Raw genomic sequence first — 18,646 nt, 5'->3', positions numbered from 1 at the left:
TGCGCGCCAACCGACTCTGCCGCTATACTACCGTCTTGAAACTCGCTGCAACCTCTTCATGAGAAGATCGTATAAATCTGTGGGCTTATTATTCGAGAGATACTCTATTCATCTATCGAGGGAGATGCTATGGACCTGGAACAGCTTATCAGCGAGGCGCTTTGCCTGCCCATCAGCGCCATTGATTACCATGTGGGCCAGCATTTGAAGAAATTCTTTCCCGGCAAAATATTTATTGAGGGCGCGGATACCCTGTTTAATATAGAAGAATACGCACATGCCGGGCAATGTAAGCTCGAATTGAAGACCGTTGTTGATAATCAGAACATTACCTTCTGGCGAGGCCCGGAGACGGGCATCATGGACTGGAACCGGAATGTGATGTGGCTCAGCAGCAGGGCTCCAAGGGCTCCGTCGCAATGGGTCGAAAGAGAGGCGCAACATTTTGCTAAGAACGCCTGGTTCGAGGTGGAATGGCAAGGTGCAAAACTTGATGTGATTGTCATGCACTGGTACCTGGATGGAATACAGACGGCCTATCACTTCTGGATTCTGGCCGATAGCAAAGAGATTGCAGAAAGCTTTCTCGTGGCAGTGTGCGCCTGGAACATCGAAGTGCGTGGTGAGGTGCTGGTGTTTGATGGCGGCTGCTGGAAAAAAGACCGGCAGCTTTTCAAATCGATTAAGGGAGTCACGCTCGACAACCTGATCTTACGCGGCAATCTCAAGCAGGAAATTTACGACGACCTTGTGCAGTTTTTCGCGTCCCGCGAGACGTATGAGAGCTACGGCATACCATGGAAAAGAGGCATCATTTTCGTTGGCTCGCCCGGAAATGGCAAAACGCACGCCGTCAAAGCCATCATTAATGCCATCCAGCAGCCTTGCCTGTATGTGAAGAGCTTCAAAGCTGAGTACCGCACCGACGAAGACAATATTCGTATAGTATTCGACCGCGCGCGTAAATCGGCTCCTTGCATCCTGGTACTGGAAGACCTGGACTCGCTGGTGACTTCAGATAATCGTTCGTTTTTCCTGAATGAGCTGGACGGCTTCGCGGCAAATACCGGCATCGTCACCCTGGCCACTACCAATCACCCGGAGCGCCTGGACCCGGCCATTCTGGACCGTCCCAGCCGCTTCGACCGCAAGTATCCTTTTGATCTCCCCGCGTTAGAGGAGCGACAGGCATATATCACGATGTGGAACAACTCTCTACAGGATGCGCTCCAGATCTCCGGTAATGCGCTGGCGCAACTGGCGGAGCAGACCGAGGGCTTTTCATTCGCCTACCTGAAAGAACTGTTTCTCTCCTCTATGATGCGCTGGATCAACCGGACCGGCCAGGAGACGATGGAGCAAATCATGGCCGCGCAAGTGGAAGTGCTGCGCGAGCAGATGGTAAGCGCGAATGCCCTGGCCGCTCAACAGCCTGCCGAAAGCGCGGGCGAATCGGTACCAAGGTTCCGGCGCCCGGTAACGCGCTATGTTTTCCAGGGTGGGCCAGCGTTTTGAGGAGCCGCGACCTCTTTAGGGCGGCCCTTGAGGCCGCCCCTACCCTCTCTGGGTATCATCCGTTTGCAGAACGGGTTGCGGGATCAAATGCTCCGTGCTGGCGCAGGATGGCAAGTGCCTGCTCCTGGCGACCGGGAGCATCGACGATAATGATGCTGCGACCAAGCTCGAACTCGCGCTGGTAATTACGGGCTTCCTCATCCGGTACACCGATTTTGGTAAGATCGGAGACAATATTACCCCTTATGTCCCCTTCATTTGGTGAAAAGACGGCTCGTATAAAGCCCGTTAAGCCGCTGCGCGCGTTAAAGCTGCTCGCCGTTTCACCGGGATGGGCAAAATCGATGTTGTTAAAGCCAGAACGCTGCAGTTCATCTATAGCCTGATCCAGCTGCTGGCTTTCTGTAAGGACGCCCAGGACTTTAGACCCTACGATCATCGTCATATGGTTCCTCCTTGTCAATGCGAACTCCGATCCCGACAAGGACAGGCACCAGGCACTGTCCCTACAGGAGCAACTATAGGTTGACTGCTTGTATCACGTACTAGAAATGTGAATAGATGCAAGAAGCTCCTCTACACCTTCTCAAAGCCCGCTTCGTCCCAGGCCTCCATGCCACCGACGACATTGAACAACTGCGTAAAGCCGTGGCGTTGCAAGAGCGAGCAGGCAATGGTGCTGCGCTGGCCGCTGCCACAGACGACGGCCACCGGCTGGGCAGGATTCAATGCTGGCAGGCGCTGCTCGATATCATAATAAGGAATGTGAACGGCGCCCTTGATGTGCCCTTCCTGCCATTCGTTGGGGTCGCGCACATCCAATACTTGCAGGTCGTGTCGCAGGCTGTGTAGATCTTCAACCGTGATCTGGCCTAATGCCTGCAAGGGTAACTCTGCCTCGCGCCAGGCCTCCATGCCGCCATCGAGGTAGCCGAGAACGGAGTCGAAGCCGACGACCGCGAGTTCTGTCGTCGCTTCGACCAGGTCGCGTTCATCTTTGACGACCAGCAGCAGGCGGCTTTCAGGCGGAACGACAAAGCCGACGCGAGTGGGAAAGGCGGAGCCGTGCAGGAAGACGCCGATGGCTCCTGGAATGTGACCTTCGGCGAACTGGTGGGGCGAACGGGTATCAATTACCAGCGCGCCGCGGGCCATCTCATGCTGGAAGGTGCGCAGGTCGAGTGGTCGCGGGTCTAACGGGGCCTCGGCATGGAGATAGTCGGCGCAGTTGCGGACCACGATATTGGACATGTTGGGCGGGCGCTGTGGCAGATTTTCGTTCATGGCGCGGATGAACTCGGCGCGGGTTCGCGGGGCGATGGCGGGATTGTGCTTGCGCTCGAAGCCGATGGTTGAACTGGTTTTCGCGTTCATGCCGCGCCCGCAGAGCGAGCCTGACACGTGCGCGGGATAGACTTCCACGCCGTCTTCAAGCTTGAGCAGGCGTTCGAAGATGCTGTCGTAGAGGGCAGCGGCACCCTGTTCTCCCGGCACGGCGAGATCGGGGCGAGCTACGTCGCCGATGAAGAGAGAATCGCCGGTCAATACGAGCCAGGGGTCATCGCTACGGCTGGTGTCGGAGACGGCCAGGGCGATATGCTCCGGGCGATGGCCGGGTGTGTGGATGACGCGCAACCTGGCGACGCCAAAGCGCAGTTCGTCCCCATCTTTGAGGTTTCGATGCGGATAGACCACACCTGCCAGTTCATGCACATAGATCTCGGCACCGGTGCGGCGCGCAATTTCGCCATGGCCGGAAACGTGATCGGCGTGATTGTGCGTCTCGATGATGGCGGTTACCTGCATACCTTTTGCTTCCGCCAGCGCCAGGATGTCGTCAACCATGTCGAGACGAGGATCAACGACAGCACAAACGCCGGCGCTGGTGCAGCCAACGATATAGCTGGCACAGCCTAAGTCTTCTTTGACAAGTTGTTTGAAGTACATGGGGTCTCCTTCCTGGGCCGATCAATCGGCGATGGGCACGATGAATCGGCCCCTACGCGGCTGCACCGCGGGGTATTTCTTTTTCGGATGTATTGGTTTGTGATGCGGCTTCGCAACTGGATATGCTATTTCTGAATTCATTTGTTACATTGCATGGTCGGCCTATGGGCGTTTGAAGGCGCTCGCGGCGGGACGATAGGGACGGATCATCCAGAGGGGGCGGCGCAGACCGTCGGGTCGATTGGTTTGCGGGCGAGTCATTGCCAGCCACTCCTGGTATACTTGATATGCTTTACGTGGGTCGACGTATACATCTCCATACGCGTCTTCAGAGCGAGCAGCTTCAACCGTCACCTTCTGGTGCCAGCAATGCATGCCGCTAATAGGATCGGGATGGACGGGGAAGGTGAGATTCTGGTGAACACCGCCTTCGCGCCAGAAGATGCGCGCCGAGTCGGGATCATCGCTTTCAAAAGGCATAATGCCCTGCAACTGGCGCATGTGCCACCTGCCATCGGCCTCGCGTTTCAATTCGACCTGGGCCGAGGCCCAACGGTCTGTACCCTGATCTGTATGCAAGCGCCAGCGTCCAAGATGGTGAGAGCAGGCGACGATGCCTGGATGGATGCTTTCAGTGACCCAGGCGCGATTGACGAAATAGCCAATCTCAGTTGTAACGCGCACCAGGTCTCCGGTTTCCACGCCGATGCGCCCGGCATCGACCGGATGTATCCAGACGGGATTGTTGTTCGATATTTCGTACAGCCACCTGGCATTGCCGGAGCGTGTATGGACGAGCGTGGGCAGGCGAAATGTGGGGATGAGCAGGTATTCGCCGCGTTCGGGATCGATTGCGGAACGATGCACATGGCTACGAATATAGCCGGGAATGGCGTATTCGGGCCAGCCCCATTCCTTCATGGTAGCCGAGTAAAATTCCAGTTTGCGCGAAGGAGTTGGAAAGCCTTCGAAAGCCTCGCTATCGATCATCACACCGGTGGGAGTGCCATCGCGCGTGATTTTCCCGCTCGTCTCATCTACCTGGGCATCTTGCAGGTCGGATGGGGCCAGCTTCCGCTCATTCAAGGTGAAAACGGGAGCCTTGTGCTGGGGAATCTCAAAAGCCCCATACTTTTGCATGTATTCCAGCGGTGAGAGATGCTCGCGCGCGGCGGCTTCTGGCAAGCCAGGCACGCTGTTCTCAAAAATCCAGCGGTAATATTCTTCGATAGTAAGCTTCGTTCCTGGACAGTAGGGCGATTCGAAGTAGCGGCGAATGCCGAGGCTGCCGTCGGGGTCGATACGCCAGGAAAGCTCGATCCAGAATTCATCCTCTTCCCATACCTCGCCTGGATTGGCCTCGTACGTGTAGCGAACAGGCTCGCCATTACGTTCCCTGTAGACGCGCAGCACGGGCTGGCGATAGCCGATCCAGCGAGCGGCATGTGTCTCCTGGCTCATCAGGTCATGGCGCTCGCTGCCGAGGCCCATTGGCAAAACGTAGTCGGCGTACCAGGCGGTCTCACTCCAGACAGGCGTGAGGGAGGCATGCAGTTCGACCTGCTGTTCGTCCGCCAGCATCTCGATCCAGGCGGTGCCGTCGGGGTTTGTCCAGACGGGATTGTAGACACGCGTAAAGTAGGCAGCGACCTTGCCGCGCCCTTCGCGCAAGAAGTAGGGCAGCAGGATGCTCATTTCGTAGTTGGCGAGGGGATATTCGGGCGGGAAGAGCAGCTCATTCCAGGCCTCCGAGGGACGCGGTTTGAGAAATGGCGCGGGCACAAATTTGTTCCAGCTATTGGGCGCGGTGCCGCCAGGAGTGCCGATGCTGCCGGTAAGAACGGAGAGGAACCAGAGGGCGCGAGCGACCTGCCAGCCGCCCAGGTTTCCGGCGCAGGCGGCGCGCCAGGTATGAGCGGCAAAGGCTGTTCCGGCCTCACCTATCTGGCGGGCAATGGTGATGATCGTTTCCGCGGGCAGTCCGCTTTCACGAGCGGCGAAGGCGGGCGTGTACTCTGCGTAAAGATCGATCAGCAGTTCGATGAAGCGCTCAAATGTTTGTGGCTCGCCAGGATGTTCGGCGGCCATGTATTGCTGCCAGTTAACCCAGCGGCGCACATATTCGCGATTGAAGAGGTTTTCCACCAGCAGGATGCGCGCCATCGCCAGCAGTACCGCCGCTTCCGAGCCGGGCCAGGTTGGGAGCCAGTAATCGGCCATGCTGGCAGTATTGGAGAGGCGAGGGTCCATAACGGCGAGCTTAGCGCCCTGCATCTTCCCCTCGATGATGCGCTGCGCCTGCGGGTTGAAATAATGACCGGTTTCCAGGTGCGAGCTGATGAGCAGGATGAAGCGAGCATTGGCGTGATCGGGCGAGGGACGGTCGGCCCCACACCAGAGCTGGTAGCCGAAACGGGCGGCAGAGGAGCAGACGTTGGTATGGCTGTTGTGACCATCTACGCCCCAGGCGCCCAGCACGCGCTCCATGTAGCCATCATGCCCGGGCCGCCCGACATGATACATCACTTCATCACGGCGGCCCTCGACGATGGCGGCGCGAATCTTCGTCGCGAATGTTTCCAGCACCTCGTTCCAGGTCGTGCGCTCCCATTTGCCTTCGCCGCGCCTGCCCGCGCGCTTGAGGGGATAGAGGACGCGTCCGGGATCGTTGACCTGGTTGATGGTGGCAGGGCCCTTGGCGCAATTCCGCCCGCGACTGCCTGGATGGTAGGGATTGCCCTCGAATTTTTTGACACACCCGCTCTCTTTATCAATATAGGCGAGCAGGCCACAGGCCGCCTCACAGTTGAAACAGATGGTCGGGATGATGGTGTAGTGTTTCTCGACCTTGCGCGGCCAGGCTTTCGCATCGTATTCGATCCAATCATCCCATTTCTCCGGCGGCGGGCAGGAAGCGAGATCGCGCACGGTCATCTGCTCGCCGCTGGGAGCAAGGTGTTGTTGCAAAGGAATTTCGACCATATGTCTCTCCGTATGGGTAAAGGGCGACCACCCTTACATTAACTCAGTGGGACAATTTGTCCGGCAACTACAAAACAATGTTCATATGCAAAAAGGCCGATCAGGGCAAATAGCGATGCGACACCCATGAGCGCGGGTTGGGCAACCGGGACGAACAGGGCGACGATGAGCATGACTATAGGAAGAATCGAGCCAATGACGAAGAACTGACTCCAGAAAATATCTTGCAGGCCACCCCGGCTCATGAAACGAGCCGCCAGGGCAACGTGGCTATTAGCATGCGGGCCGAAGACTTCTAATAAGATGAGCAGCACATGGACGATGATGGCAACGAGCAGGGTGACGGTGAGGAATGTGCCGATTGAACTGCCGGGATGGAGCGCCCAGGCGAGCAGGCTCAACGCGGCAGAACCGGCCAGGAAAGCCTGCACAAACAGGATGGGCAGCAAAAGCGGGCCTTGCCAGAAGTCGCGTCCCTCGGCCTGCCCGAAGAGGAAAGCCGTGTAGCAAGCCGCTCCAATGCCAAAGAGCGCGGTCGGAATGAGCAGCCAGAGCAGGGCATTAGTGAAGCCGGTGATAGCTGCCAGAAACCATGCTGCTTCGAGCAGGCCGAAGATGGCGAGTATAAGGCCGCCCCAGACGAGCCAGGAAGTGGGATTAGCCTTCGTCACGAGAAATAGCGCGCGGTCGGGTCGCTTGAGGTCGGCCACCAGTAATAGCAATGTGAGCGCAATGAAAGAACCGCCAATGACAGGGGCACCAATGCCGAGCAAGGCGTTCATGACACCGTTAAAAGCTCCGTTTAGTCCAAAGAGCGCCAGGGCCAGAGCCGCTACGATCATCGTGCCGGCTCCGATGGATTTCGTACACAGGTAGGTTGAGACTTTCCAGCCCCAGGGCGCGCTATTTTTGGGCGTATCATAGACGATTTGCGCCGTGGGTTTTCCGTCCTTCGTCTCGGATGGTGGCGCATAAGGTTTGAGCGGATTGATGGTTTTTAGTGTGCGGAGCGAGGCAGTTTTATCGATATTGTTTTCATCTTCATGACCGGGTTTGAGCAGGGTACTCCACATCGTCATATGCGGCAGCGCTTCTGTGGCTAATTCCGGGTTAAGGGCCGCTTCATCCGCTCCTATATAATAGACGTTAGGGCCGGTTCCCTGTTCGGGTTTGCGCGTGCGTACCGCTTCATGAGCGAGCAGACCGACAATTTCGCTCCGCGGATTGTGCATGTCACCGGCGATGATGGCATGCTCTGGACAGACAACCACGCAGGCGGGTTCCAGTCCCAACTCGGTACGGTGAGCGCAATAGTTGCACTTGGCGGCGGTATGGGTATCGGGATCGATGTAGAGCGCGTCATAGGGGCAAGCCTGCATGCACGATTTGCAGCCGATGCAGCGCGAAGAGTCAAAGTCTACGATGCCATCCTTACGCTTATAGAGGGCTTGTGTGGGGCAGATGGCAACGCAGGGAGCGTCATCACAGTGGTTGCAGCGATTGACAAGGAAGTAACGACGGGAGTTGGGAAACTCGCCTTTCTCGATGTATTTGACCCAGGTGCGGTAGACGCCGATAGGCACGTCGTGTTCCGCCTTACACGCGACGGTGCAGGCATGGCAACCGATACACTTGCGCTGGTCGATGACAAAGGCATATTTCGTCATGAGTACTCATCCTTTTCGTCATTGAACAAGGGTATTACTCTTGATGATAGTGTAAGAGAGAAATACGCGCTTGTCTAGTCGATTTCTTTGGAAACTTCTATGAATCCTTACTGATGATCATTTTCCCTATGACCCTTTCCCTGCCCTCTAATGCCAACATTATCATATTTTATTTATTCTTTCAAGTTATTTATTATATTTCTTCTGGTTATTGATACGAATCAAAGAGACTTGTTTCGAGTTCGATATCAAGAATGTTGCCCCCGGCAGGCATAAATGACATTAGCCGGTGTTCGTTCGCTGGATTGGCCGTAACCCCGGCTGCAAAGTTATGTTATCGTATATTTGTCCATCACAATTGGAGCCAGCATATTACTTCTTAAGGAAGAGAATGATGAAGGAGCATTTGATGATGCCATCACCCACTCAAAAAGCCAGGGCTGTCCAGTTCCGCGATATGCACTCGGGTTCGCCCATTCTCGTTCTGGGGAATGCCTGGGATGCGGCAAGCGCGCGTATCTTTGAGCAGGCAGGATTTCGTGCCGTTGCCACTACCAGTTCTGGCGTGGCCGCGGCATTGGGATATCGCGATGGGCAGCACATTCGCCGGGATATGCTGATCGAGGTTGTGCGACACATTACACGAGTGGTTAGCTGTCCTGTTACGGTCGATATCGAGTCTGGTTATGGAGAGAGTATCGAAGAAGTTTTACAGACTATCAAGGCGATCATTGAAGCCGGGGCGGTAGGGATAAATATCGAGGATTCGACGAAAGGCTCGGAAAAGAAACTGCTGGATATCTCCTATCAAGTCGAACTGCTTCAGGCTATTTCAGCACTCTCCGCAAGCATGGATGTACCGCTAGTTATCAACGCGCGCACGGATGTGTATCTTTTGCCTTCGGATGAGTCACCTGCTACGCGACTGGAAGAGGCTGTACGGCGCGGAAATGCTTATCTACAGGCAGGAGCTGATTGCTTTTTCCCAATCACTGTGAGCGACGCACAAACAATTGGCAGTTTAACAAGGGAAATCAGTGGGCCGATCAATATCCTTGCGGGTCCCAATACTCCTACGATACCAGAACTGGCTCAACTGGGAGTGGCGCGGGTCAGTTTCGGCTCCGGGCAGATGCGCGCGGTGCTGGGTCGCCTGCGAAACATCGCCCGCGAATTGCTTGAGCAGGGGACTTACGTGAGTATGGCCGGGGAGATGCTTACAGGAAGCGAACTGCACGCTTTGTTCTAACGACCATCTCTTATGGAATGGTATTGCCACCCTGTCTTACCTGTACCGGAACATATATTTCATGGCCGCCGGGTCCATTCAGCTGGCTGGCGAATTGCAAATGTGTATTCGGGGCGACTATTGGAAACTGGTAGGTAAAGGTGTGGGTTGCTCCCGGCGGTATATTACCGACTGAATAGATAACTCCTTCCTGCGATTGCGGGCTGCCCGGCTCTGAATTGGGTGGGTTTTCTTTGATGATAAAGTTATGGCTGGAACTCCCGTTATTCGTTACGACGAAAAAATACGGCACGCCGGCCTGGAAGGTCCTCATAGAAGAGCTGATACTTTTATCGGTGATCATTACCCTCACCTGTCGCGAGGATGTATACGTTGGAACCGGCGTCTTCGTCGTTGTATTCGTGCCGCTTTCTGAGCTTTTTGATCCACCACAGGCCGTTACGATAGCCACGATTATAAGCAGGACGATACCAAAAACAACGCGATTCTTCACAGCTTTTCCCCTTTCCCTCTGATCTTTCACCTGTTAATAGGGACACGAACTGCTGGTAAAAACTGCGTAAGAATCGGCCGATGTGGCTGCCCTGGCCGGGGGATGCGGACAGGGACAAGTCGCTGTCCCTTGCAGAACAGGTTCAAACGAACATATCAGAGCCAACCACGGCGTTTGAAGTAGATGATCTGGATAGCGGTAATAACTGCCATTCCCGCCAGCACATACCAGAACAGGTAGCCATTATCGTATTCAACCTGCGGCAGGTGACCAAAATTCTGTCCAAAAACACCTGTGATAAAGGTGATGGGCATAAATATTGTCGCTATTATGGCCAGTTGTTTCATGACCACGTTCAGTCGATTCGATACGGTCGTCAGGTAAACATCCAGCATGCCGCTCATCAAGTCGCGATAAGAATCCAGTATTTCAAAGGCGCGCACGAGATGGTCATGCACATCGGCAAAATAAGGCTCGGCTTTTGCCGGAATCAGTTTCCCGGTACGCGCTATTAACGCATTAGCAACCTCTATCTGCGGACTGATGACTCTTCTCAGCTGTGCCAGGGTTCTTTTCATGCGGAAAATACGCACCTGTACATCGTTGGAACCACTACTTACCGCCTCGTCCTCAAGATCATCAATGATATCATCGATGACATCGATGACGGGGAAGTAGCTATCCACCAGCGCATCAAGCATAGTATATAAGAGAAATGGCATACCACGACCCATGATATGCTCTCCCGCATCTTTTTCCCGCGCTTCGTGTTGCAACTTATCCATCCATTCGAAAGAGACGCGATGCGAGGTGATGATAGAATTTTTTGCGAAGATCACGTCCAGTTTAGGGGTAACGGCCTCCCCGGTTGCGGAGTCAAAAGTCATTCCATGCACAACCAGGTAGAAGTAGTTGTCTCTTTCCAGAAATTTGGCCCGCTCGTGTTCTTCGCACATTGTTTTGACAATGATAGGTTCGAGCTTGAATATGTCACAGAGTTGAGCCTCACAGTCGCTACAATCGCCGGTGATATCGAGCCATACTAACGTGTGTGGATCAAGCAGGATTTCAGGTAACGTTTCAAGTGGGATGTCTGTGCTAAGCTGGCCGTTTCTCCAGGCGATTGTGCGTAGTTCCTGCTGTTGAGCGGGCAGCAATTTCCCTTGCTCCTGTGCCGGTTTCACTGATTTCTGTTCCTGTTGCTGCATGCGATGCACTCCTTTTCCAGGGGCTGGTATCCAGGTACCTTTCCATTTGACTTTTTCGAGTTTGCCAGTGTACTCTCCCAACAGAGAAGCGGCAGGAACTGAGCCTTTTCCGACTTCCCGATGGGAATTGAAATTTTAGACACGAGGGTACGGTTTAGTACGCCTCATTGTCATGTTATTATACGCCTCAGTTCATATGTATAAGTATACGATGAGGCGAGAGAAATACATCCGGCCAGGTCTGTAGGGGCCTGGCCGGATGTATTTCTCTCGCCTCATGATTGCCTCTATCAGGGCAAAATCAGGTGCAAATCTCCGAATTCATGCCAGAGGTAATGCTCGCGCAGCGCTTCGGCATAGGTCACTTTCAAATGTTCCAGCCCCGCAAGAGCCTCTAGCATAGAGAGGTGGGAAGCTCGCGGCTCGTGCAGGCCTGTGAGCATGCCATTTACGGCCCGGATGCCGCGCCGCGGTGTCACTATCACAGAGGTCCAGCCCTCCCCTGGATGTATGGTTCCCTCGCTATCAGTAACCGTCTCCAGGGCGCGTACTACGGTCGTCCCGACGGCGATGACGCGCTTGCCCGTCAAATGGGCTGTGTTTACACGCTGAGCTGTCTCCAGGGGTACACGATAATATTCCTCGTAAGGCGGTTCGTGATCCTCCAGGCTGGCAACTCCGGTGTGCAAAATCAGGGGGGCTATCTGAACACCGCGCGCAACCAGCCGCGTAATCAATTCGGGGGTAAAGGCGCGCCCGGCGGAAGGCATCTCCGCGCTGCCCATTTCGGTTGCATAGACCGTCTGGTAATAGTTCGAGGGCCATTCCTGCTTTACGTAGCTATAGCGGATGGGGAATCCGTAGCGCGCAAGGTAATCCTGCAAGGGATATGGTAGTTGCAAGGTGGCAATCCACAGGCGTGTGCGAGTTTGCGCGTTATTCCCGGCAAGTGGTTTGCCTGCTCGATCCGAAGAATAGGGTACGTGCAGCGTCACTGCCGCCTTGCCTGGCAGTTGCAGTGTCTCACCCGCCCTGGCATCGTAGAAAGGCCTGGTGCCGGTTGCGCCGGGCTGGCGCACTTCGACGATCCACATATCCGCCGGAAGGTGGGTCGAGAGATGCAGTTCAAAAGGAGTACCGTCCCTGCGTGTGGCGTGCAAAGCCGCGTTCATCGTGCCACTGGTATTGATTACCAGCAGGTCGCCGGCTTCCAGGAAATCTGGAAGTTCGCGAAATTGCGTATGCACCACGCGGTTGTTCGCCAGGTATGAGACCATCAGGCGCACCTCGTCACGCGCCAGGCCGCGCTCCTCCGGTGGCTCACCTGCCTCAAGTTCGGTTGGAAGTTCAAAATCGTATGGCATAATGAATTCTCTAGTAATCGTGCTTGATGGAACCCCACGTGGGCGACCACAAGAGGCCCCTCCCCACATCCACAGCGGCCCTCGCTCCTACGTTGACTGAAGAGATCGGGCCGAATAGCGTCCGCTTGGGTACTTGCCTGTAATCAGCTCAATCAAGCCCGGCACGCTCTCCTCTGGCAATGGGCGGTCGCTAATATCTTCGCCAGGGAATGCCTCCTGGTGCATCTGCGTGCGCATATCGCCGGGATCAACCCAGTAGACACGCAGTTCAGGGTTTTCGGCGGCAAGAATATTTGAAAGTTGTTCGAGTGCGGCCTTGCTCGATCCATAGCCACCCCAGCCCGCGTAAGCCTCGACACCGGCATCGCTGGTGACGTTCACTAAGCAGGCCCCCGGCTTCAATTCGTGTTGCAGCTCTTGAATCAGAGCCAGCGGGGCGATGACATTGGTCTGGTAGACGCGACCAAGCACGTCGAGCGGGTAGGCCAGCAGGTTGGGTTGCGGGCTTAGGCCAAGGATGCTGGCATTATTCACAAGCGCGTCCAATCCACCCAGTTGCTGCGCAGCCTGCACAAGGGCACGGCGATGGGCAGCATCCGTTACATCACCTGGAATAGCAATCACGCGCGTCTGCCGCGCAAGTTCCGCGCGGGCAGTTTCGAGGGCATCCGCACCGCGTGCATCTATGATGAGCTGCCACCTCAGGGCAGCGAGTTGGCGGGCAAGCGCCAGGCCAAGCCCACGGGATGCGCCGGTAATGAGAGCAGTTCGAGTTGTTTGTGTTGTCATTTTCGGTCTCCGTTCCAATCAATTTGATCTTATCCTATAGTATACCCTCAAAGCCGTGCGCGGCCTCAGACGAAAGGCCAGTTTTCTCCTGCACTTTGGTACAGTGAAAGAAGCGGCTATCGAAACGGTTTCCTCTCCAATGCCGTTCTACAGATGTCAGATCAATACGTTCCAACTTGCTTTAGTATGGCACGAGATTATGGAGGAGAAGGTACGATGGCTCGCTGCTGTAGCTTCTCCTCGTCCATAACTTCAGGCCTTCGGCTGGGGAGGAGTGCTGGCAGCAGCAGGTGGCAGAAGCCTGACCGGGTGCCTTTTTCTCCATACAAACCATACAATCGCCGCAGCCGGAATGAGATAATAATAGAAGGTATCATATTCACGACTTTCAATCGTGTTCATGAGTGAACAGGAGAGAGAGTCCATTTATCACGCATTATCTCAGAAGGCAGGGATGAAAAATGGAGGAGAGAAAGCGCATTCTTATCGTTGAAGACGAGCCACAAATCCTGGATTTGCTGAAACGCGGGCTGGGCTACAAGGGTTTTGATGTGCTTGCCGCGCACGATGGTCATGAGGCATTGCAGCTATTTCAGACCACGCCACCGGACCTGGTGATACTGGACATCAAGTTACCAGATATAGACGGTTACCAGGTATGTCGCTACATGCGCGCGACCGGTGATGAGTCTTTACCTATCCTGATGCTGACGGCAAGGGACGAGCTTTCGGATAAAATTATTGGGCTGGACAGTGGAGCAGATGACTACATTACGAAACCATTCGCCTTCGAGGAGTTGCTGGCGCGTATCCGGGCCGGGTTGAGACGAGTGGAGGCGAAGGGCCGTCATACTTCGCAGATTATAGTGGGAGACCTGGTTATTGATACAGCGGCGCGCCAGGTGACACGGGAAGGCATCCCTATCGAGCTTACGATGCGCGAATATGACCTGCTGGAGCTGTTGGCGCAGAATGCCGGTCATGTCCTGACGAAAGACAGTATCTTTGAACGCATCTGGGGATACGATAATGAGGCCGGCTTAGATATCATCAAGGTCTATATCAATTATCTACGCGCCAAGCTCAACATTGGGGGCAAACGGGATATCATTCATACTGTGCGTGGGGTTGGTTATATGTTGAAGCCCTGATGGCCTGGTGCCTGTGCCTATCTCCTAACGCATGGAGGCTGATTATGTTAGAAATTATTCAGAGTCCGCAGCGACGCACACATGAACCCGAAAGCGGCTTGCGCGGGTTTAAGGCATGGTTTAAGGGGCCTCGATCACTTGGCAGCAAACTTGCACAGTGGAATGCGCTGGTGCTGTTCATCGCGCTGGCCTTAATAGAACTGGTGGTGTACCAGCTCGTAATCTACACGGTGATAGCCAACCTGGATGCACAACTCAATGCTCAAGGAAGAAGGATTGAGGCGAAAGCGCAGCAATGGACGGCAACCGGTGGGCCATCCGATAGTGCGTTTTTGAACCAGTTCGTGCAGGATAAACCGATCAATGAGTTTTCTACGGTCTCCCTCTCCGTTAAGATATACGACGCGCACACAGGCCGCCTGCTGGCGCTTTCACCATTTCTGAGCCAGGTTTTGCTACCGTTGAGCCACGCTGATTTTGTATCGGCACTACAAGGACATCAAATTACCGGTAGCATGAGCGATGGGAGCGGAAACCAGGCGCATGTTCTGGTAGTGCCGATACATGATAAAACATCGAAGCTGGTTGCCGTGGCCATGCTGGTTCAATCGTTACAAATTGTTCAACAACTACAGGTGGTACTTGGGATCATACTCGGGGCGGGAGGTATTATAGCAACCGCCATCGCCTATGTGGTTGGCCTGATGTTAACGAGAAGAGAATTGCGGCCCCTACGCCTGCTTATCAGCACGATGCAGCGCCTGGACGCGGGGCGCCTGAATGAGGTCCGTTACCATCCTCACATTTTGACTATCGAGGTGATACAGCTAACCGAGGCTTTCAATGCGATGCTTGATCGCCTGCAAACAAGTTTTGCTCTGCAAAGGAACTTCATCGCGACCATCTCACACGAGATGAGGACACCCTTAACCGCGATCATGGGGCAGGTGGATGTGCTGCTGATCGATCCTGAACTAAAAGACGGCATGCGCCAGTATTTGCAGGATATCCGCACCGAAGTGAGGCGGCTCTCTCACCTGGTAACCAATTTACTGACCTCAGCGCGTGAGGAGGCAGGTATGCCACCGCAGCCTTTTGTGCATGGCGTTCAGATGGTTGAACTGGATTCGCTGGTGATAGATGTTGTACGCGAGGCCGGTTTTCTCTACCATAGACGCGAACAGCCGGGCAAGGACCTTGTGCGGATTGGGGAACTTGAACAAATACAGATTCCTGGCGACGCCGATTTGCTCAAGCAGTTATTGCTTAACCTGGTAGATAACGCTATCGCCTATTCAGCGCCAGAGGGACAGGTTTCAGTTTCACTGACTCGCAGGCACAAGGAAAACCTACCCGCGGGGCAGGCAATAGCCCTCAGCCAGATCGAATGGGCTGTGCTCAGCATCTGTGATACAGGGCCTGGTATCGCTGCGGAGGACCTGCCACATATCTTCGAACGTTACTACCGGTCCAGGAAGACAGAAAGAAGCGGCAAAACGGGTGCTGGCCTTGGTCTCTCCATTGTGAAAATGATTGCTGAGGCTCACGGGGGCTACATCACTGTAGAGAGCGAACCGGGGAAAGAAACCTGCTTCTATGTCTGGCTACCAACCAACTATGTCCCTACTGCTTTCGATGGCCCCAACGTCCCTCGTCAGTAGGGACAGCGGCCTGTCCCTACTGGCTTTCAATTCCCTTATCATTTTCTAATCCTGCTTTTACAAAGCGTTTACTTATCGCTGGTACACTAAGAACAGAGACAAGTAAGGGATTAGAAACAGAGCAAACAGACAAGCCAAACCATTTCTCCTCCTCTCTAGTCGTTGTGTAGTGTGATAGAGTACTCGTCGCTCTATCACACTATGCAATCTGGCGCCGGTACTCTCTTCAAGAGAAAGTACAGGCGTGCTACGGAAATACCTATCTTATCATTTTCTAAGTGTTGCTTAAGAAGGCTCTAAGCCTACGCTTACCATGCTTTAACCTCGATAGGGTAGTTTAGAATCAGGTAGATATCGCGGTCTGGTGACGGTTAGCAGAGTTTCTCATTGCAGGCAGTATCAAATGTAGCGGGGCTTTTTTTGCGGAGTTACCTGTAGAAGTGCCTATAACTATAATGAAAAGCTCTTCTACTATTTATTTCTAACTGTAGAGTATCAATTCTCTCTGTTTAAACGTGACTGAAGTAGGTAGGAATACCGGCAATCTATGTTACCTGGCTATCTAGCCATTGCTGCGACCTTTTTGGTTTTTCAAACGTAACCGAGATAGGTACGAATACCGTGGGAGACAGGATCAGTTGCCAGGTTCAGACATTTCTCTACTATCCAGCAAGTTTTTGGAAACGGGAATTTTGTGTGTCGCAGGACAGGCACAAGGCACTGTCCCTACAGTTTGTTGCTTCGAAAGAAAGGAAAGATTGCAGGACAGGCACAAGGTACTGTCCCTACAGTTTGTTGCTTCTATAAAGAAAGGAAATTGTGTTCATGGCAGAAAAAGTCAGTGATTTTTTATTACAGCGCCTCTCGGAATGGGGTGTGAAGCGTATTTTCGGCTTTCCCGGTGATGGTATTCTAGGCATCCTGGGGGCTTTAGAACGGAACAAAGATCTGTTCGAGTTTGTGCAGGTGCGTCATGAAGAGATGGCCGCGTTTATGGCCAGCGCGCACGCGAAGTATACGGGTGAAGTAGGTGTGTGCATGGCAACTTCGGGACCAGGAGCGATTCACCTCTTGAATGGTCTCTATGATGCCAAGATGGATCACCAGCCGGTGCTGGCGATTGTCGGTCAATCGGCCCGTCCTGCTCTTGGCGGTAGCTACCAGCAGGAAGTCGATCTGATGAGCCTGTTCAAAGATGTGGCAGGTGAGTATGTGCATACCTGTACCGATGCTGTGCAGATGCGGCAACTGGTTGACCGCGCGATGCGCATTGCGATAGCGGAGCGCACGGTGACCTGCATCATTATGCCCAAGGATGTGCAGGACCTGGACGCTGTGAAGAAGCCGCCACATGTACATAATTCGGTACACACAGGGATTGGTTATTCCGCCCCCTATATCATCCCATCTAAGGAAGACTTGCAGAAAGCCGCCGATATCCTCAACGAGGGCAAGAAAGTTGCTTTCCTGGTGGGCGCTGGGGCCAAACACGCCACCGACGAGATCATTGAGGTGTGCGATTTGTTGGGCTGCGGAGTTGCTAAGGCACTGCTCGGTAAGGAGTCGGTACCCGATACACTGCCATTTGTGACCGGCGGACTCGGCCTGCTCGGAACCACGCCCAGCTGGAACATGATGATGGACTGCGACACGCTGCTGATGGTCGGCTCCAACTTCCCTTATGCCGAGTTCTTGCCGAAGGAGGGGCAGGCGCGTGGTATCCAGATCGATATTGATGGGCGGCTGGTTGGCATTCGCTATCCGATGGAACTGAATTTGATCGGCGATAGCAAGCAGTCGCTGCGGGCGCTCATTCCCCTGCTGAAGCGCAAAACCGACCGCTCGTGGCGCGAAAAGATCGAGTCAGACATTCGTGACTGGTGGAAAGTGGTCGAGGCACGCGCTAAAGAGAGCGCGAACCCGATCAACCCGGAATACGTGGCCTGGGAACTTTCGCCTCGCCTGCCCGATAACTGTATCGTCAGCGCGGATTCTGGCACGACGGCCAACTGGTATGGGCGCACGATGAAGTTCCGCAGGGGCATGAAAGGCTCGGTGTCGGGCAGCCTGGCCTCGATGGGCGCGGCCGTCCCGTATGCTATCGCGGCAAAATTCGCCTATCCCGACCGCGTTTCCATCGCTTTCACCGGTGATGGTGCGATGCAGATGAATGGCCTGAACGAATTGATTACGGTTGAGAAGTACTGGAAGAATTGGAGCGACCCACGCATCATCTTCATTGTGCTGAACAACAGAGATCTTAACCAGGTGACGTGGGAACTGCGCATCGAGGGCGGCGATCCTCGACTTCCGCTGACGCAGGCCATTCCCGACTTCCCCTACGCCAATTTCGCAGATTCTATTGGGTTGAAAGGCATTCGTGTGGACAAGCCGGAAGACGTGGGGCCGGCGCTTGACGAGGCGCTTTCTTCCAGCCGCCCTGTGGTGCTGGACGTGTACACCGATCCCAATGTGCCCACACTGCCGCCGCATATTACATTCCAGCAGGCGAAGAACTACAGCACAGCGCTGTTGAAGGGCGATCCCGAAGAGGGGCCGATCATCGTGGAGTCTGTCAAGAGCGTCGTTGAGGGCATTATCCCACACAAAGGATAGGCGA

At 54.5% G+C, this 18,646-nt stretch carries 13 protein-coding genes; 5 read left to right on the top strand and 8 right to left on the bottom strand.

What is annotated here, in order from left to right; genetic code table 11:
• Nucleotides 1-129: 129 nt before the first annotated feature.
• Nucleotides 130-1,515, top strand: a complete 1,386-nt coding sequence (locus tag VFA09_08265; GenBank protein ID HZU67258.1) for an ATP-binding protein — start codon at nucleotides 130-132, stop codon at nucleotides 1,513-1,515.
• Between the two features lie 55 nt (nucleotides 1,516-1,570).
• Here the strand turns inward: VFA09_08265 and VFA09_08260 are convergent, their stop codons facing one another.
• From VFA09_08260 to VFA09_08245, 4 genes are all read right to left on the bottom strand, one after another.
• A complete protein-coding gene (locus tag VFA09_08260; protein ID HZU67257.1) occupies nucleotides 1,571-1,960 on the bottom strand; it encodes a hypothetical protein in 390 nt (129 codons plus the stop codon).
• A gap of 131 nt (nucleotides 1,961-2,091) precedes the next feature.
• On the bottom strand, nucleotides 2,092-3,462 hold the full coding sequence (locus VFA09_08255) for a rhodanese-like domain-containing protein (protein HZU67256.1): 1,371 nt from the start codon (nucleotides 3,460-3,462) through the stop codon (nucleotides 2,092-2,094).
• A 162-nt stretch (nucleotides 3,463-3,624) separates the two neighbouring features.
• Nucleotides 3,625-6,444, bottom strand: a complete 2,820-nt coding sequence (locus VFA09_08250; protein ID HZU67255.1) for a molybdopterin-dependent oxidoreductase — start codon at nucleotides 6,442-6,444, stop codon at nucleotides 3,625-3,627.
• 38 nt (nucleotides 6,445-6,482) lie between these two features.
• The gene (locus VFA09_08245; GenBank protein HZU67254.1) at nucleotides 6,483-8,111 is read right to left on the bottom strand and encodes a 4Fe-4S dicluster domain-containing protein; all 1,629 of its coding nucleotides are present in this window, start codon (nucleotides 8,109-8,111) and stop codon (nucleotides 6,483-6,485) included.
• A 409-nt stretch (nucleotides 8,112-8,520) separates the two neighbouring features.
• On the opposite strand from VFA09_08245, the gene VFA09_08240 reads away from it, so the two are divergent.
• Entirely contained in the window at nucleotides 8,521-9,360 is an 840-nt protein-coding gene (locus VFA09_08240; protein ID HZU67253.1) for an isocitrate lyase/phosphoenolpyruvate mutase family protein, read from the top strand.
• Between the two features lie 10 nt (nucleotides 9,361-9,370).
• On the opposite strand, the gene VFA09_08235 is transcribed toward VFA09_08240, so the two are convergent.
• The 4 genes from VFA09_08235 to VFA09_08220 all read right to left on the bottom strand — a co-directional run bounded on the left by VFA09_08235 (nucleotide 9,371) and on the right by VFA09_08220 (nucleotide 13,214).
• On the bottom strand, nucleotides 9,371-9,853 hold the full coding sequence (locus VFA09_08235) for a hypothetical protein (protein ID HZU67252.1): 483 nt from the start codon (nucleotides 9,851-9,853) through the stop codon (nucleotides 9,371-9,373).
• A gap of 155 nt (nucleotides 9,854-10,008) precedes the next feature.
• Nucleotides 10,009-11,061 carry a magnesium/cobalt transporter CorA gene (gene corA / locus VFA09_08230; GenBank protein HZU67251.1) on the bottom strand — a complete coding sequence of 351 codons (1,053 nt, stop codon included), beginning with the start codon at nucleotides 11,059-11,061 and terminating at the stop codon, nucleotides 10,009-10,011.
• 290 nt (nucleotides 11,062-11,351) lie between these two features.
• A complete protein-coding gene (locus VFA09_08225; GenBank protein ID HZU67250.1) occupies nucleotides 11,352-12,425 on the bottom strand; it encodes an S-adenosylmethionine:tRNA ribosyltransferase-isomerase in 1,074 nt (357 codons plus the stop codon).
• Nucleotides 12,426-12,512: 87 nt separating this feature from the next.
• Nucleotides 12,513-13,214, bottom strand: coding sequence for an SDR family oxidoreductase (locus tag VFA09_08220; protein ID HZU67249.1), 702 nt, complete (start codon nucleotides 13,212-13,214; stop codon nucleotides 12,513-12,515).
• Nucleotides 13,215-13,675: 461 nt separating this feature from the next.
• Between VFA09_08220 and VFA09_08215 the strand changes: the two genes are divergently transcribed.
• From VFA09_08215 to VFA09_08205, 3 genes are all read left to right on the top strand, one after another.
• A complete protein-coding gene (locus VFA09_08215; protein ID HZU67248.1) occupies nucleotides 13,676-14,365 on the top strand; it encodes a response regulator transcription factor in 690 nt (229 codons plus the stop codon).
• Between the two features lie 44 nt (nucleotides 14,366-14,409).
• Entirely contained in the window at nucleotides 14,410-16,026 is a 1,617-nt protein-coding gene (locus VFA09_08210; protein HZU67247.1) for a HAMP domain-containing sensor histidine kinase, read from the top strand.
• 825 nt (nucleotides 16,027-16,851) lie between these two features.
• The gene (locus VFA09_08205) at nucleotides 16,852-18,642 is read left to right on the top strand and encodes a thiamine pyrophosphate-requiring protein (GenBank protein HZU67246.1); all 1,791 of its coding nucleotides are present in this window, start codon (nucleotides 16,852-16,854) and stop codon (nucleotides 18,640-18,642) included.
• Nucleotides 18,643-18,646 lie beyond the last annotated feature (4 nt).

Source organism: Ktedonobacteraceae bacterium (assembly GCA_035653615.1).
Classification (GTDB): domain Bacteria; phylum Chloroflexota; class Ktedonobacteria; order Ktedonobacterales; family Ktedonobacteraceae; genus DASRBN01.
The sequence above is the reverse complement of the archived record's forward strand: the minus strand, read 5'-3'. Positions and strand labels throughout refer to the sequence as shown.

Excerpts from the sequence above, each read along its gene's own strand:
- VFA09_08265 (HZU67258.1), top strand. The coding sequence starts at position 130 with ATGGACCTGGAACAGCTTATCAGCGAGGCGCTTTGCCTGCCCATCAGC.
- VFA09_08245 (HZU67254.1), bottom strand. The coding sequence starts at position 8,111 with ATGACGAAATATGCCTTTGTCATCGACCAGCGCAAGTGTATCGGTTGC.
- VFA09_08210 (HZU67247.1), top strand. The coding sequence starts at position 14,410 with ATGTTAGAAATTATTCAGAGTCCGCAGCGACGCACACATGAACCCGAA.
- VFA09_08240 (HZU67253.1), top strand. The coding sequence starts at position 8,521 with ATGATGCCATCACCCACTCAAAAAGCCAGGGCTGTCCAGTTCCGCGAT.
- corA (HZU67251.1), bottom strand. The coding sequence starts at position 11,061 with ATGCAGCAACAGGAACAGAAATCAGTGAAACCGGCACAGGAGCAAGGG.
- VFA09_08255 (HZU67256.1), bottom strand. The coding sequence starts at position 3,462 with ATGTACTTCAAACAACTTGTCAAAGAAGACTTAGGCTGTGCCAGCTAT.
- VFA09_08250 (HZU67255.1), bottom strand. The coding sequence starts at position 6,444 with ATGGTCGAAATTCCTTTGCAACAACACCTTGCTCCCAGCGGCGAGCAG.
- VFA09_08260 (HZU67257.1), bottom strand. The coding sequence starts at position 1,960 with ATGACGATGATCGTAGGGTCTAAAGTCCTGGGCGTCCTTACAGAAAGC.
- VFA09_08220 (HZU67249.1), bottom strand. The coding sequence starts at position 13,214 with ATGACAACACAAACAACTCGAACTGCTCTCATTACCGGCGCATCCCGT.
- VFA09_08225 (HZU67250.1), bottom strand. The coding sequence starts at position 12,425 with ATGCCATACGATTTTGAACTTCCAACCGAACTTGAGGCAGGTGAGCCA.
- VFA09_08215 (HZU67248.1), top strand. The coding sequence starts at position 13,676 with ATGGAGGAGAGAAAGCGCATTCTTATCGTTGAAGACGAGCCACAAATC.
- VFA09_08205 (HZU67246.1), top strand. The coding sequence starts at position 16,852 with ATGGCAGAAAAAGTCAGTGATTTTTTATTACAGCGCCTCTCGGAATGG.